The sequence below is a fragment of the Sutterella sp. AM11-39 genome, assembly GCF_003472385.1.
Lineage (GTDB): Bacteria > Pseudomonadota > Gammaproteobacteria > Burkholderiales > Burkholderiaceae_F > Duodenibacillus > Duodenibacillus intestinigallinarum.
The window spans coordinates 59616-74756 of record NZ_QRLV01000001.1; the positions used below are offsets into that span (position 1 = coordinate 59616).

11 protein-coding genes and 1 riboswitch are annotated in these 15141 nt (G+C 53.6%); of the genes, 3 read left to right on the forward strand and 8 right to left on the reverse strand.

Features of this window, described 5'->3' with window-relative positions; translation table 11 throughout:
• Nucleotides 1-52 precede the first annotated feature (52 nt).
• A complete protein-coding gene (locus DW133_RS00325; RefSeq protein WP_118274103.1) occupies nt 53-1465 on the reverse strand; it encodes a DASS family sodium-coupled anion symporter in 1413 nt (470 codons plus the stop codon).
• Nucleotides 1466-1574: 109 nt separating this feature from the next.
• Complete coding sequence (gene purB, locus DW133_RS00330) at nt 1575-2924, reverse strand: adenylosuccinate lyase (RefSeq protein ID WP_118274105.1); 1350 nt, start codon at nt 2922-2924, stop codon at nt 1575-1577.
• A gap of 358 nt (nt 2925-3282) precedes the next feature.
• Between purB and DW133_RS00335 the strand changes: the two genes are divergently transcribed.
• Nucleotides 3283-4017: a GntR family transcriptional regulator gene (locus DW133_RS00335; protein WP_118274107.1), complete on the forward strand. Its 735-nt coding sequence runs from the start codon at nt 3283-3285 to the stop codon at nt 4015-4017.
• 177 nt (nt 4018-4194) lie between these two features.
• A complete protein-coding gene (locus DW133_RS00340; RefSeq protein WP_118274109.1) occupies nt 4195-5610 on the forward strand; it encodes an aldehyde dehydrogenase family protein in 1416 nt (471 codons plus the stop codon).
• Nucleotides 5611-5662: 52 nt separating this feature from the next.
• Here the strand turns inward: DW133_RS00340 and DW133_RS00345 are convergent, their stop codons facing one another.
• Nucleotides 5663-6139: a helix-turn-helix domain-containing protein gene (locus DW133_RS00345; protein ID WP_118274111.1), complete on the reverse strand. Its 477-nt coding sequence runs from the start codon at nt 6137-6139 to the stop codon at nt 5663-5665.
• A 341-nt stretch (nt 6140-6480) separates the two neighbouring features.
• Between DW133_RS00345 and DW133_RS00350 the strand changes: the two genes are divergently transcribed.
• Complete coding sequence (locus tag DW133_RS00350; RefSeq protein WP_118274113.1) at nt 6481-8751, forward strand: tetratricopeptide repeat protein; 2271 nt, start codon at nt 6481-6483, stop codon at nt 8749-8751.
• Nucleotides 8752-8823: 72 nt separating this feature from the next.
• Here the strand turns inward: DW133_RS00350 and thrC are convergent, their stop codons facing one another.
• From thrC to DW133_RS00375, 5 genes are all read right to left on the reverse strand, one after another.
• A complete protein-coding gene (thrC, locus tag DW133_RS00355; RefSeq protein WP_118274643.1) occupies nt 8824-10257 on the reverse strand; it encodes a threonine synthase in 1434 nt (477 codons plus the stop codon).
• A 32-nt stretch (nt 10258-10289) separates the two neighbouring features.
• A complete protein-coding gene (locus DW133_RS00360; RefSeq protein WP_118274645.1) occupies nt 10290-11597 on the reverse strand; it encodes a homoserine dehydrogenase in 1308 nt (435 codons plus the stop codon).
• A gap of 183 nt (nt 11598-11780) precedes the next feature.
• Nucleotides 11781-13004 carry an alanine transaminase gene (alaC, locus tag DW133_RS00365; protein WP_118274115.1) on the reverse strand — a complete coding sequence of 408 codons (1224 nt, stop codon included), beginning with the start codon at nt 13002-13004 and terminating at the stop codon, nt 11781-11783.
• A gap of 154 nt (nt 13005-13158) precedes the next feature.
• Nucleotides 13159-14556 carry an FAD-binding oxidoreductase gene (locus DW133_RS00370; RefSeq protein ID WP_118274117.1) on the reverse strand — a complete coding sequence of 466 codons (1398 nt, stop codon included), beginning with the start codon at nt 14554-14556 and terminating at the stop codon, nt 13159-13161.
• Between the two features lie 69 nt (nt 14557-14625).
• On the reverse strand, nt 14626-14871 hold the full coding sequence (locus DW133_RS00375; protein ID WP_118274119.1) for a type II toxin-antitoxin system PrlF family antitoxin: 246 nt from the start codon (nt 14869-14871) through the stop codon (nt 14626-14628).
• A gap of 118 nt (nt 14872-14989) precedes the next feature.
• A riboswitch (SAM-I-IV-variant riboswitch) is annotated at nt 14990-15109 on the reverse strand.
• Nucleotides 15110-15141: the final 32 nt, after the last annotated feature.

The following is a 15141-nucleotide window of genomic DNA, read 5'->3' on the forward strand; positions in this document are numbered from 1 at the left end:
TTGTTTTTGCATCGGTCGGACAAAAAAACTTGCCCGACCGAAATTTCGGCGATCAGTACAAACCGATGATCTTCCACCATCCCATACCAACGGCAAACGTGATGAGCACACTCGTCGTCACCAGGATGAAGTTGATCTTATAGAAACGCGGACGTTCGAAGTAGCCCTGACCGAAGTAGATCGGACCGGGACCGCCGGCATATTCCGTAATGCCCCACATCGTGTTCGAGAAGATGGCAAAGCAGATGGCCACCATCATCGGAGGCGCGCCGGCACCGATGGCCACCGCGGCAAAGGGCACGTACATCGCAGCCACATGACCGGAAGCCGTCGCAAAGATGTAGTGCAAATAGATGTAGGCAAAGCCCAGAATCAGGAACGCCGTCATCCAGTCGAAACCGACAAGCATTGAGGTAAAGCCCGCCGACATCCACTTCACGAAGCCGAGCTTGGTGAGGCCCGTGGCCAGCGAAATGATCACGCCAAACCAAATGACCGTATCCCATGCCGCCTTATCGCTCAGCACTTCCTTCCACTTCACGGCGCCCGTCACAAAGAGGAAAGCCGCCAGTGCGATACCAATGGCGTTGGCGTTCAAGCCGGTAAGCATCGTTGTGCCCCAACCGATCAGAGCCAGCACGAAACCGACGGCAACCCACTTTTCACGTGTCGTCAGGGGGCCCATCTTCTGAAGCTCATCGCGTCCCATTTGCTTGGCCTGAGGGGTCTTCTTCAATTCCGGATTGAAGATCTTGTAGGACAACAACGGCATCACGAAGAAGCACACCATTGCCGGCACGACAGCCGCCCAGAACCAACCGACCCAGCTGATTTCCAGACCCAGGCCGCTTTGTGCCAACTGGGCGCACAACGGATTGGCTGCCATACCGGTCATGAACATGGCGCCCGTAATCGGCGTGAACTGGAAGCACGTCATCACGAGGAATTCGCCAATGCGACCCTGCTTGGGACCGGGTTGAGAATCCAACACCATGTTGATGGACTTGGCCACCGGCAACACAATGCCGCCCGAGCGAGCCGTCACACTCGGCATAGCCGGCGCGAGGATGAGATCAGCAACACCCAGACTGAAAGCAATCCCAAGCGAAGATCCGCCGAACAGAGAAAGCATTTTGTAGGCAATGCGGCGTCCCAAACCGGATTCAACAAAGCCCAGAGACAGCACGTAAGCCGAGAAAATCATCCAGACCGTACCGGAAGCCAAGCCCGACAGTGCGGCACTGAAACTCAAAGTATTGGTAAAGATCGTAACGGCAAGCGCTATGAACATCAAAGCGCCTGAAGCAATAGGAGCACACAGAATACCGATAATCGTGGCAACGAAAATGGCAAACATATGCCAGGCCTGAACAGTCAGTCCTTCGGGAACGGGACTGACCCAGATACCCAACAGCAAAACAATCGGAATCGCCCACTGCCACCACTTTACTTGTTTTTCAGCCATGACAATTTTCCTTTGATTTGATGCAAGACAGGCTGAACGATTTCTCATGTCGCCCAGCCGAAAACAGTGACAGGAAGGTGCGGCATGCACCTTCCCTTTAATCACTCCGTCAGATGTTTTCCCACTTGGCGACCACGCGGTCCACGAATTCGGGTGCAAGACCGATGTAGCTGTGCGGGTTGAGCATGAGGTCAACTTCCTCTTCCGTGAAGGCTTGCGTCACTTCCGGGGTCTGCATGAGGATCTGCTTTAAGGGAACTTCCTGTTCATAGGCCTTCATGCAGCTCTTGTAGACGATCTCGTGAGCCGTCAGACGACCGAGCTTGCGAGCCAGATGCATCATTACGCATTCGCTCATCATCAGCCCCTTCTGGGCATTGAGATTGCGTTCCATATGCTTTTCGTACACGATGAGGTTTTCAAGGATGTACTTGGACTTCTGCAATGCAGCGCCGAACATATGGCAGGCACGCGGAATGGCTTCCCATTCGGACAGGAAGCAGCCCCAGTCGCGTTCGTTTTCACTCACCATCGATTCGACGATGGAGGGTGCAATGCTGCGCACATTGCGGCACAGAGCCAGCACGTTTTCCAGCACCGCCGGATTGCGCTTGTGCGGCATGGTGGAGGAACCGACCTTACCCATGAAGAACGGTTCTTCCAATTCAAGAATCTCGGTGTGCTGCAAAGAGAAGATTTCGTGGTTGATACGGCCGATCGTACCGGCGCAAATTGCAAGTGTGCTCACGAACTCAGCCTGGTTGTCGCGAGCAACGTGCCAAGCAATCGTCGGGACGTTCAAGCCCAGGATTTCCATCATGCGCTTTTGCGTTTCGAGCCCCTTTTCAGGCTGAGAAGCAAGCGTACCGACGGCACCGGCCATTTCACCGACGAACACGCGATCCTTCATCGCTTCGAGACGTTCGATGTCGCGTCCGAGTTCATCAGCCCAAACGGCAGCCTTGTAGCCGAACGTGATCGGAATGGCATGCACGACGTGCGTACGGCCGGCCTGAGCGGTATTGCGATACTTCTTGGCCAGCGTCAGGCAGTGCTTAAGGCACTCCTTCATGTCGCGCAAGATCACCTGATAAGCGTCGCGTTCGAGCAGCACCAAACCCGTGTCTACGATGTCCTGGCTCGTCGCACCCCAGTGTACGAATTCACCCGCGTTATCCGGAAGCACCTTCTTGAAAGCCTTCAGAAGCGGGACAATCGTGATGGAGCTCTTGTAGAACTCGCCGATCGAGGCCAAATCAAGCAGATTGGCATCGGCGTACTTGTTAATAATGTCGGCCTTTTCCTTCGGAATCACGCCGAGTTCGCCCTGCGCCTTGGCCAGAGCCGCCTCGGTGTCAAGCCATTTCTGTGCCCAGGACTTGTCACTGAAAATTTCGCGCATTTCGTCCGTGCTGAACAAAAAGCCGTGAATGACGCTGTCAACTGCGCTGGAAGCCATTTTTCTCTCCTGTAGCTGTTTAAAAAATCCAATGAGAACAAGCCTCAAACCGACTACGGCGTCGCTTGCCCCTTGCGGAGAATTTTCAAAAAAGAACTTTCGGAGATCGAAGAAACGCGTCAAATGATTTGATCAATATCAAGAGGTCGAGGGAGTCCGAAGATAAAAATCGTTAAAAATCAAAGGATTAATATTTGTTCCTTCTTTATTTCTGTCAATAGGTCTTTGGAACAAATGCAAAAATACCCCATCAATCAAGGCTTTCTTTGATTTTGGAAAAACGTCTTAACAGGATTTAGTGGTACAAATACCTTGTTCGAAATCCGTATCGTTTCTACGCCAAGCGGCCTACACCAAAATGCGAAAAGAACTCCTGTGGCAGAAACTCGCCAACAAACTGGCGCATCGCATTGCAACCGGACGCTATCCGCTGGGTTCTCAGTTACCCACGGAACTCATGCTTGTGGAAACAGAAAAAGTTTCGCGCAACACCGTGCGGGCGGCACTACAGGAACTCAAAGCTCGAGGACTCATTGAGCGACAGGCGCACAACGGTACTCGTGTCATTTCAACGGGCGGTGCTCGTAATTTCCATCAAAAACTGTCGTCGCTTCGAGATCTCGACGATTTCGGTCATAACTACGGACGTCGCGTCACAGACATTGATTTCGTCACAGCTGATCGGCGTTTGGCCGAAGCCATCAATTGCGCCGTCGGTGCCACCTTTCTACGCTTTGTCAACACGCGCACAAGCAACGATCCTGAAGATCCTGCCGTTGTCTGCACGAAAGTCTTCATCAACGCCGCCTACGGCGAAATCGTGACGCAAGCTCGGCAGCATCCCGAAACGCTCATCATCACCTTCATCGAAGAACTTTTTCACAAGCACTGCGTGCAAGTCAAGCAGTCCATTCAGGCTGTTGCGCTACCCGCCGACATTGCCAAAATTCTCGGCGCAACCGCCGGCGAACCGGCCTTGCGCATCCTTCGCCACTATCTTGACGCCAAAGAACAAGTCCTCGAAATTTCTGTTTCCTACCACCCGGGAAGACGCTATGCGTTCAACATGACGCTTGGGAAAAATTCGCGTTGATCGGGCATTCGCTGGGTACTGCTGATAACAGGTATTGGCATAGAACAGACTATTGCAAAGCCAAATCTCTTGTCGTTGCAAAAATGCCAAACCTCCTAAAAAACGAGAACGGTGCTAGTCTAGACATATACCTGTAATGCGCCGTTTTGTGCCAAAAACACAAACGGCAAGATTGTTATGGCCTACCGTTTTGACAGCTTTTATATCGGCGGCGCTTGGGTCAAGCCAAGCACCACCGATGTTCTCACTCTCGAAAATCCCGCCACACGCGCTCCCTTTGCCACCGTCCCTGATGCCACGCCTGCCGATGCCGTTGCCGCCATTGAAGCAGCGGCCTCAGCGCTACCCGCTTGGTCTGCCACTCCGCTTGCCAAACGCGTTGAGCTGATGCAAAAGGCCTTGGAAATCTTCAAAACCTACCGAGACGAAATCATTCGGCTTGAAGCTCTGGAATTGGGAGCGCCCGTCAGCTATTCGGCAAACGCACACTGCGACTATCAGTTCACCCGCATCGAGTCCTACATTCGCGAAAGCCAGAAGGTCGTTCTCGAAGAACAGTTCGAACAAAGCACCGTCGTTCGCGAGCCCGTCGGCGTCATCGCCTGCATCACGCCATGGAACTATCCGCTCGGACAAGTCGTGCAGAAAATCATCCCGGCGCTTTTGATGGGCAATACGGTCGTGCTTAAACCCAGCCAGCACACACCTCTGACAGCCTATCTGCTCGTGGATTCCCTTGATCGCGCCGGATTCCCGGCCGGAACCGTCAATCTGATCACGGGACGCGGATCAAAACTAGGCGACACGCTTGCCACACACCCGCTCGTCGACATGATCTCCTTTACAGGATCGACGGCTGTTGGCATCAAGCTCAGCCAAAAGGCTCTGGAAGGTGTCAAACGCATTTCTTTGGAGCTCGGTGGAAAATCGCCTTTTATCTGGCTTCCGAGCGAAGACTATGAGGCTGCCATCAATCAGCTCTTTGGTTCCGTTTTCTACAACTCCGGGCAAACTTGCACGGCACTGACCCGCCTTCTGGTTCCTGAATCAGATCTCGAGAAGGTCAAAGCGCTGTTGCTGCGTCGCATTCCGCAACTCGTCGTGGGCGATCCGATGGATCCCAAGACAAACATCGGACCGATGGCGTCCAAAGCGCAATACGACAAGGTGCTCTCGTACATTGAACTCGGCCAATCGGAAGGCGCCGAATTGCTTTGCGGCGGTCGAGCTCCTGAAGCCGGCAAAGGCTACTTCATCAAGCCGACGGTCTTTGTCAACGTCACCAATTCCATGCGCATTGCTCGTGAAGAAATCTTCGGTCCCGTACTTTGCGTGATCACGTACAAGACGGTCGATGAGGCCGTTGACATTGCCAACGATACCCCCTATGGCCTAAATGCCGCCGTTTTCGGCGAACGCGAGCTCGCTTTGTCCGTGGCCAAACGCATCAAGGCCGGCAATGTCTACGTCAACGGAGGTCCGCGCGATGTAACTGCTCCCTTCGGAGGCTACAAACAAAGCGGCATCGGACGCGAAGGCGGCCGCTATGGTTTGATGGAATTCACACAACTCAAAGCAACGTTTGATCGTTGATTATTTGTCATCTCACAGAAGGCGGCCTTTCAGAGCCGCTTTCTCGTTTCCGCTAAATCTGCCAGAGACTGTGGGCCACAACATCGTCAGACAAAAACCGTTGTTGTGGCGTCATACAAATCAACGCGCCGTCACCACGGGCCTTAAACCGGACCATGCCGCCTTTGTGCTGTTTAAAGCGCCTCAGTCCGCGGTCAAGATCCTTGAGTGCCTGCTGCAAAGTCTGGGCCGGAAATTCAGACAACCAGAGGCTAGAATCATCCATCTTCCAGCCAACCAACTGAGAAGCCAGTTCCTTGTAGGAGACAAACGGCCGTTTGTTTTCAAGCTGCCGAATCTGAATTTCAACTGCCTTGTTATAGACGTAGCGGCAATTACCTACAAACTGAGCACACTTAGCCCTCTGTTCGGGCTTCAGAATGAGTTCGAATTTGTAGGCGCAGTTGACTTTCGTGCGCGAGATCTTACCAAAGAGCAGAATTTTGTATACTTTTTCCCAAATCTCAACGCCATTCATTCGCCAGCTCACGCAGGCGGTCTTCTGGCGTTAGTCAGATAAATGTGTGCGCAATGTGCTTTTTCCAACTTGTCGCATACCGCTCACCAAGACGACTTTGAAGTTTTCCGAGAGCTGCACGATTTCTTTCTCGGCCGTTCTGGGCAAATACATGGCGCCCCTCCTGAGCCTATTCTTTCGGAAAAATTCTTTCATTGACTATGGAAAAATCCGATAGTCGATGATCGGAAATTTCCATAGTCAGCCTTGTCAACTCTTGCGACATTTGTCCAATGCAAAGACCTCGTTAAGCTTCGCGAAGTTTTTGGGTTGCCATAATCGGCGCTTCTTGATTCGGTTCCCCATTCTCTGCCATGTTGAAGAAAACCTGCCTTGCCGCATTCTCTCTGAGTCTTTTTGTTCCGCTTGCCAACGCCACTGCCTACACCGACAAAGTCGCTGAGATGCAGGCTAAATACGAGCTTGCCGTCAAAGGAGACAAAGCCGCGGCCGCCTACGTCTGCCGCCAAGGCAACCTGCCGCAGCTCAAAGTGCGCCTCATTGATCGCGACAAGCACGCACAAGCCTGCCGCCTGTATGCGCAAAACATCGCTTCTGATCCGCAGGTCTACCGCTGGTTTATGGAATGGTCGATGCACCTGCCCCACGAATTGATCGGACCGGTCTTTAAGAACCTCACCGACGCCGGCATCTATCCCGTCAACAAAATCAACTATCTCTTTGCCTCTTGGCTCTACGGCGAAAAGAAAAGCGTTGCCAATTTGAGCGAAGCCGAAAGCACCAAGCTCTACCAGAACTGGGTCACTGAAAACTACAAAGCCGGGCACCCCGGTTTTGCGGGCCTCTATGTTTTTCTCAAAACCGAGAAAAACGGCAAAAGCAGCCTTTCTGACGCAGAAATCGACAAAATAGTCGACAATTGCCTGCAAAAGAAGGATTTTGATTCCTTAAAACTCTTCTACTCACGCCTGGGCGAAGGCAACTACGAGGCCGTTGAAAAGAAACTCAACGGCAAGCCCACGCATTCCTCACTCGATATTGCGCGAGCGCTCACGCAAGACAAACTCAAGCTCACGCCCGAACAGTTTGCCGCCATTGTGAAGTCCGCCATTGAGTCGGCCGATGAACGCACACTCGACTCGGACTACACCACGCTTTGCAAAATTGCCCTGAAAGTCAACGACAAGTCCGTGCAAAAAACACTTTTTGAGAAAATGCTCGCCTACCGCATTGATCCTGCGAAGATCGCCGGTGCCATGGATGCGGCAGTGCTTGAGAGCGTCGTCAAAAACGAATTCAACAAAGACGGCTGGGCCGAAGCGGCCATGGCCTCCGTTTATCTCTCCACGGACGACTATCACAAAGCCATCGAAGCCTTTCAAAAGGCAAGCAAATTGGGTTATACGGGAGAAAACCTGCTCTTTAAGCTCGCCGACAGTCTCTTTCACGACGCCAAGGGCAATGTCTCGGCTCAAGACACGCTTGACGCCTACCGGTTCCTTGCCAAGAACTTCTTTTATCCGATCGGTGATCTGGGCATGAGCTTTGAGCTCTATCAGCTCGAAAAATTTGCCAAAGCCACAGGCCAGGAAAATCGTATCGTCGAGTACTATCAAGACAAGTTCGATCATGCTTCCAGCGCCAAGGAAAGCATGGAGATCGCTTATCGCATCGCCAAACATCAGGCTCAAAGCGGTACGGTTTCACAGGGAGATCTCGCCGCTCAACTTGAAAAAGCCTACCAAGAGATCTCCGGTATCCGCTTTATTGCCGCCAATGGCGATGATCCCCGTAAAAAGCCAAGTGCCGCACAAAGCATTGCCAACGGGTTCATCGACGCGTCGCTCTTTGGCATCAACTGTTCGGAAGCCGTGAAGTGGTACCAACGCACACTCTCGGGCATTCTTGAAACAACCGATCCCAAGGACTTGGCAGCCGTCTATCAGGACATGGGACGCTGCTACCTGTGGGCTCCCGATGGCGATGCGCTCAAGCGCGATCCCATCAAGGCTCGAGAAGCATTGAAGAAAGCCTATTCGCTCGTTGAAAAGGGAGACTTTCCGGTCTACCGCGGTGAAATGCCGCACCCGGCTCGCCTGCAGGAAATTGCGAGTCTGCTCACCGACAGTTGTCTGGAAACAGGAAACGAAAAAGAAGCCTTGGACTGGGCCAACCGTGCCGTCACGATCAAGTTCGGTACGAGCGACGTGATTGCCGCCGATGCGGCCTACACCGTGGGTCTTTACTTCGAAAGCAAAGGAAACTATCAGTCTGCACAACACTGGTACGGACTGCTTAAAGAAAAGAGTTCGGCCGGCAGCGACACCAATCTTGCCAACCTGTACTTCTCAGGCAAAGGCGTGAAACAAGATTTCGGAAAAGCCGCTTCGCTCTATCAGTCGGCCTTCTGCAAAGCGCCAGAACCCATGCACGCCAACAACCTGGCCCTTGTCTATGCCGAAGGCAAAGGCGTCAAACACAATCCGAGCTACGCTTATGCGCTCTACAACCTCTCAGGAGACACCCGCGCCAAGCACGGCATGATGATGCTCGACGAGATGCTTTCGGCCGACCAAAAGCAACAGGCCCAGACGCTTAACATGAGAGAAATTCTCTGCAAATAAGCACTGTTCTCGGAAAAAGAGCCGGTTTTCAATCGAATTCCGGCTCTTTTTTGCGAAGTTTGCTGAAAACGACTACGCCTTAAGTGTTTCGGAGATGAACTTCTTCACCGCTCCGACATCGGCCGGCATCACCGTGACGTGTTGTTCGCGATTTTCGATACCGACATAGCTTGAAGGCACTTCGGGAGCCGCGCCGATCGCTTCCTGAATTGTTGCGGCGAACTTCGCCGGAAGCGCTGTTTCCAAAGAAAGCATCTTGACGCCTGCGCGCACGTATTGCCGTGCGGCAAAAATACCGTCGGCCGTGTGCGGATCCACGATGAGGCCTTCTTTTTCAAAGACTTCACGAATCGTATTGATGCGATCGGCATGGGTGCTCTTGGCCGACACGAAGCCGCTTTCGCGCACTTGCGCCATTTCGCTCTCAGTAAGGGCAAAGCCTCCCTTAAGAGCAAGCTGTGTCCAAAGTTCCCTGATGCGCCCGGCGTTGCGCCCGACGATATCGTAGATATAGCGCTCGAAATTGCTCGCCTTGGAAATATCCATCGAAGGAGAGCTCGTCACGAACGTATGTTCGCTGTCGCGCACACGGTAGACACCGGTCTTGAAGAACTCGTCGAGAACGTCATTTTCGTTTGTCGCCACCACAAGTCGCCCGATCGGCAGTCCCATCTGCTTGGCAATCCAGCCGGCCAGGATATTTCCGAAGTTACCAGACGGAACCGTGACGTCAATCACTTCACCGGGCTTTTCTGTGACTTCCAGCCAGCCCTTGAAGTAATAGACGACCTGCGCCGAAACGCGGGCCCAGTTGATGGAATTGACCGTGCCGATGTTGTACGTCGCTTTAAATCCCGCATCCTGACTGCAGGCCTTGACAATGTCCTGCGCGTCGTCAAACGAACCTTTGACCGCGATATTGAAGATGTTGGGGTCCTTGAGGCTGTACATCTGGGCTCGCTGAAACGCGCTCATGCGTCCCTCAGGAGAGAGCATGAAGACGCGCACGCCTTTGCGCCCGCGCATGGCGTATTCGGCAGCCGACCCGGTATCCCCCGATGTGGCCCCCAAAATATTGAGTTCCGTGTTGCGCTTTTCGAGGATGTATTCAAAGAGCGCTCCAAGGTACTGCATCGCCATGTCTTTGAAGGCAAGCGTCGGGCCATTGGAAAGTTCCAAAATGCGAATCTTGCCGCCGTCAATGGACCGCGTCGGCGTGATCTTGGAAAAGTCCTCCCCTGTACGGCCGTTGTTGTAGACATCCTCGCGGTACACGCCCGCAAGCATGGTCTTGAGCGTATCTTCCTCAATATCGGTTGCAAACAAACGCAGGATCTCAAACGCAAGTTCTGCGTAGGACAAATGACGCCAATCCTCAAGATCGGTCTTGGTGACCTGCGGATAAATGCGGGGCATGAAAAGACCGCCGTCGGCCGCAAGTCCCTTGAGCACGATGTCACTGTAGCCCGCGCCCTCGTCTTCGCCGCGCGTGGACTGATAGGTCATTGCGTATTTGATTGCCATTTCTCGGCTCCGGATTAATTGAGTTCTTCCTTGCGGATCATCACCACTTTGCCCCGCGTGCTCGGCAGCGCCTCAATGGCTTCAATGGCTGCCGTCACAGATCCTTCCAGAGCGCTGTGCGTCATCGCCACGATCTCCGTGTCTTTTTCGCCGATCACCGCCTCGGGCTGCAGCACCGACTCGATCGAGATTGACTGTTCGGCAAAAATGCGAGCGACCTGTGCGAGCACGCCCGGTTCATCGGCCACAGGAATGCGCAGATAGTAAGAGCTCACAGTTTGGCTCATCGGCAACCAACCGAGTTGGGTCGTTTCCTGATTGTGTTCTGCGGGCTTAAGCGCCTGAGCGTCGCCCGCTGCCGTCATACGCACGATGTCTACCAAATCGGCTACCACGGCCGAGGCAGTGGGTTCGGCACCGGCACCGCGGCCATAAAAAAGCGTGCTGCCGACAGCGTCGCCCTTGACAACCACCGCATTCATCACACCTTCGACATTGGCAAGCAGGCGGCGCATCGGCACGAGTGCAGGATGCACGCGCAGCTCAATGCCGCGTTCCGTACGCTTGGTAATGCCAAGCAATTTAATGCGGTAGCCCATGTTTTCCGCGTAACGAATGTCGGTCGCCGTCAGTTTTGTGATGCCTTCAACTGTCACGGCATCAAAGTTAACGGGCGTGCCAAAAGCGAGCGCGCTCAAGAGCGTAATCTTGTGAGCGGCGTCAATCCCTTCGATGTCAAACGTGGGGTCGGCTTCCGCGTAGCCCAAGGCCTTGGCCTGCGCGAGCGCCTCTTCGAAGGAAAGCCCCTTGTCACGCATGGTCGACAAAATAAAATTGCAGGTGCCGTTGATGATGCCGGCGATCCATTCGATGCGGTTGGCGGCAAGGCCTTCGCGCAAACTCTTGATGATCGGAATGCCCCCTGCCACGGCAGCTTCATAAGATACGGCCACTCCCTTTTCGGCTGCCGCCGTGAAAATTTCATTGCCATGCAACGCAAGAAGCGCCTTATTGGCCGTTACGACATGCTTGCCGGCGGCAATGGCTTCAAGCACCAGACTCTTGGCTGGCTCAATGCCGCCCATTACTTCCACGACGATGTCGATTTCCGGATCATTGACCAGATCGTGCCAGTCTTTAGAGAGCGTCACTCGTTCGTCAACGATGCCGCGAGCGCGATCAATATTGCGGCAAACCACGGTCTTGACTTCAATGGGAGCACCGGCCCGGCGCGAAAGTTCCTGTGCGTTACGCTTAAGAACGGCATACGTGCCGCCCCCTACGGTTCCGAGTCCGGCGATGCCGATTTTGACTGCTTCCATTGTTTCTTTCCTTTTGTTTTGCAATTGTTCGGGCGCTTTCGTTTGGCCGAAGACAAAAATGAATGCGCTTTCTGTGATTGTATTGATCTGTTGCTCCGCGCACCTCGGCGCTATTGCGTAGCCGAGAAAAATTATGCGGCGCCTTCCAGTAACAAAGACGCCGCTTTTGTTTGCTTTGATCTATCAGCCTTTCACGGGTTCGGGACGAGGAGCATCCGGGTCGATAAGACCGTCTTTTCTGAACATGTGTTTGATACCGTGCAGTGCCTGACGAATTCGGAATTCGTTTTCAATCAACGCGATGCGCACATGATCGTCGCCGTATTCCCCAAAACCGATACCTGGGCTCACAGCCACCTTGGCGTCTTCAAGAAGGCGCTTACTGAACTCTACGGAACCGAGCTTGCGATACGGCTCGGGAATCTTGGCCCAGATATACATGGACGCCCTAGGGCACTCGACCGGCCAGCCGATTTCGTTGAGTCCCTTCCAGAGAATATCGCGGCGCTTCTGATACTTCAGCCGAACCTCCTCGACACAACTTTGATCGCCCTCAAGCGCCTCAATGGCTGCAACCTGCAGCGGCGTGAACGTTCCGTAGTCGTGGTAGCTCTTAATACGAGCCAATGCATGCACCAGCTCTTTGTTGCCGACCATGTAGCCCAGTCGCCAGCCTGCCATGTTGTACGACTTAGACATCGTGAAGAATTCGACGGCAATGTCCTTGGCGCCCGGCACCTGCATAATGGAAGGCGCTTTATAGCCGTCAAAGCAAATATCGGCGTAGGCGAGATCGTGCACAACCCAAATGCCATAACGCTTACCGAGTTCAACAACCTTGGCAAGAAAATCGAGTTCCACGCACTGCGCCGTCGGGTTGGACGGGAAACCCAGAATCATCATCTTGGGGCGAGGCACGGTTTCCACAATGGCGCGCTCGAGCTCTGCCAGAAAGTCGACGCCCGGAATCATTTTGACCGAACGGATGTCTGCGCCCGCAATAATCGCACCGTAGATATGAATGGGATAAGAAGGGTTAGGTACGAGCACCGTGTCGCCACGATCCGTACAAGCAAGCATCAGATGTGCAATACCTTCTTTGGAGCCGATCGTCACGATGGCTTCCTCATCGGGATCGATATCGACGTCGAACTTACGCTTGTACCAATTGCTGATTGCCTTGCGCAGACGCGGAATGCCTTTGGAAACTGAGTAGCCGTGCGTATTGTCGCGCGACGCGACTTCAATCATCTTATCGACGATATGTTTGGGAGTCGGACCGTCGGGGTTACCCATCGAAAAGTCAATGATGTCTTCTCCTCGACGACGCGCTGCCATCTTGAGAGCGCCCGTAATGTTGAAGACATACGGCGGCAGCCGTTTGATGCGAGAAAAGTCGGAATTCATATGGGTCTCCCAAAAATTTTTCAATCCGAATCAATCGGATACATCGGTAGATATTAGCAGGAGCCCAAAGGCACAACACTTCGAAGTAACCTTTTCGCAGCACTCTAGATCAAACGACGCAGAGCGATACCTCCAAATAACTAGGTGGTTAATCTCAGTCGGCCAAAAGCTTTCCGGGGTTCAATATGCCCTTGGGGTCAAGGGCGCGTTTGATGGCGCCCATCAGTTCCAATTCGAGCGGATCTTTAAGCTTGAGAAAGTGCGCACGCTTGAGTTGTCCGATGCCGTGTTCGGCAGAAATCGAACCGTTGTGGCGGCTCACAACCTCGTAGACCGTCTCACGAATGCCCTCTTCATTTTCAAAGGCCAGATTAGGCGGAATGGAGCCGATATTAAAGTGCAGGTTGCCGTCGCCGAGGTGACCGAACACGGAGGGATCAATCCAGTCGAAACGGGCGTTGAGCGCGGCAAGCGCCTCGTCGACAAAAGCAGCGATGTCGCTGATTTCAATGCTCACGTCATTGTGCAGATTGCCGCCCACGTGTGCGTCTGCACTCGGAATCGACTCGCGAATCGCCCAAAAAGTCTGGCTGTCCTTGACCGAATTAGACAAAAAGGCGTCTATCACATTACCTTCCTCGAACTGTTTTTCGAGGATAGATTCCAGCGGATTGCAACCGGGATCTCGAGCATAACTCAATTCCACCAGGCACCACCACGGTGCCGATGAAACATCGCCGGGCAACGTCACCGACTCGATCTGCTCGCCCACGCGCTCAATGCACTTGGCCTGCATCAGCTCAAAGCCGGTCAGCGCCGGACCGGCAGCAGTTTTCACAGAAGCCAACAGTTCGCAGGCTTTATGCGGATCTTCCACACCGACCAAAGCCGTGCAAGTGGTCTGCGGAAGATTAAAGAGTTTGACGACAGCTCGCGTGATGACGCCCAACGTTCCTTCGCTGGAAATAAAAAGCTGCTTCAGATCGTAGCCCGTGTTGTCTTTGCGAAGCCCTCGCATCATGTTGACGACACGACCGTCGGCAAGCACCACTTCCAGGCCAAGCACCAGATCGCGCGTGTTGCCGTAGCGAAGAACAGCCGTACCGCCCGCGTTCGTTGCAATGCAGCCGCCCAGACATGCTGTTCCTTCGGCCGCAAAGCTCAAAGGAAAGAGGCGGCCGGCCTCTTTTGCCGCTTGTTGTGCTTTTTCAAGAACCACACCGGCCTGAACCGTCATGGTGTCGTTGACCGCATCAATCTCCTCAATTTTGTTCATGCGCGAAAGCGACAACAAAATCGCGTCGCCCTTTGGCGAAGGAGTTCCTCCTCCCACCAGACTCGTGTTGCCCGACTGAGGCACCACAGGCGTGCCCGTGCGATTGGCCCAGGCAAGCACTTGGGCAACTTCTTCGGTATTGCCCGGGCGAACCACGGCAGGTGTCTTGCCGAAGAATCGGTTGCTCCAGTCGACCAAATACCCGGCGGTGTCGGCCTCCTCAGTAAGCACATTGTTTTCGCCAACAATGGCGCGCAGTTCGGCAAGCATGTCCATTTCTTCTCTGTCCCTTTTTGTGCGTTATTCGTTTTGCCTCTGATGGTCGCGGCGTAAACCCAAGCAACATCAAACGTAGCAGCCGGCAAGCAGTCCCAGAATTCGGTCGCAGCGATTCGTAACCGATGACGTCGGGACATCTGCAGCCTGCGCTCCGGGGCGACGAGCTTTGCGAACTTGCGCCTTTTGCACGCGTACCGAACCGTCTTCGTCAATGATGAACTCCACGGCGGAACTTCCCGAAGTCAGCCCCAGAAAATCGCGGATGTTCTTCGGCACGGTCACTTGCCCCTTGATCGTTAAGCGCTGGCTCATTTTTTTCACTCCTGTTTAGCCGATTTGTCCCCATCGGACGGGTTCGGCAAGTCGGATTAAATCCACCCTGTTTTCACATACAAAAAAAGCCATCCAATCCATTTCGATCAGACGGCCGTTCTATCCGTTTGGTTGCCTAATCAAGGCCACATCCGCTGTCTCTGAGAGAAGCGTTTCCACCTTGCCCGGACGGAGCAGGTTGGCGCAGACTTTTGGTTTCTGCTTCGAAATGTACCGCTCATCTTACAGATCCGGACAACTCCGCACAAT

Excerpts from the sequence above, each read along its gene's own strand:
- alaC (WP_118274115.1), bottom strand. The coding sequence starts at position 13,004 with ATGAATTCCGACTTTTCTCGCATCAAACGGCTGCCGCCGTATGTCTTC.
- DW133_RS00350 (WP_118274113.1), top strand. The coding sequence starts at position 6,481 with ATGTTGAAGAAAACCTGCCTTGCCGCATTCTCTCTGAGTCTTTTTGTT.
- purB (WP_118274105.1), bottom strand. The coding sequence starts at position 2,924 with ATGGCTTCCAGCGCAGTTGACAGCGTCATTCACGGCTTTTTGTTCAGC.
- DW133_RS00375 (WP_118274119.1), bottom strand. The coding sequence starts at position 14,871 with ATGAGCCAGCGCTTAACGATCAAGGGGCAAGTGACCGTGCCGAAGAAC.
- DW133_RS00335 (WP_118274107.1), top strand. The coding sequence starts at position 3,283 with ATGCGAAAAGAACTCCTGTGGCAGAAACTCGCCAACAAACTGGCGCAT.
- DW133_RS00325 (WP_118274103.1), bottom strand. The coding sequence starts at position 1,465 with ATGGCTGAAAAACAAGTAAAGTGGTGGCAGTGGGCGATTCCGATTGTT.
- DW133_RS00370 (WP_118274117.1), bottom strand. The coding sequence starts at position 14,556 with ATGGACATGCTTGCCGAACTGCGCGCCATTGTTGGCGAAAACAATGTG.
- DW133_RS00360 (WP_118274645.1), bottom strand. The coding sequence starts at position 11,597 with ATGGAAGCAGTCAAAATCGGCATCGCCGGACTCGGAACCGTAGGGGGC.
- thrC (WP_118274643.1), bottom strand. The coding sequence starts at position 10,257 with ATGACCTATCAGTCCACGCGCGGCGAAGACGAGGGCGCGGGCTACAGT.
- DW133_RS00340 (WP_118274109.1), top strand. The coding sequence starts at position 4,195 with ATGGCCTACCGTTTTGACAGCTTTTATATCGGCGGCGCTTGGGTCAAG.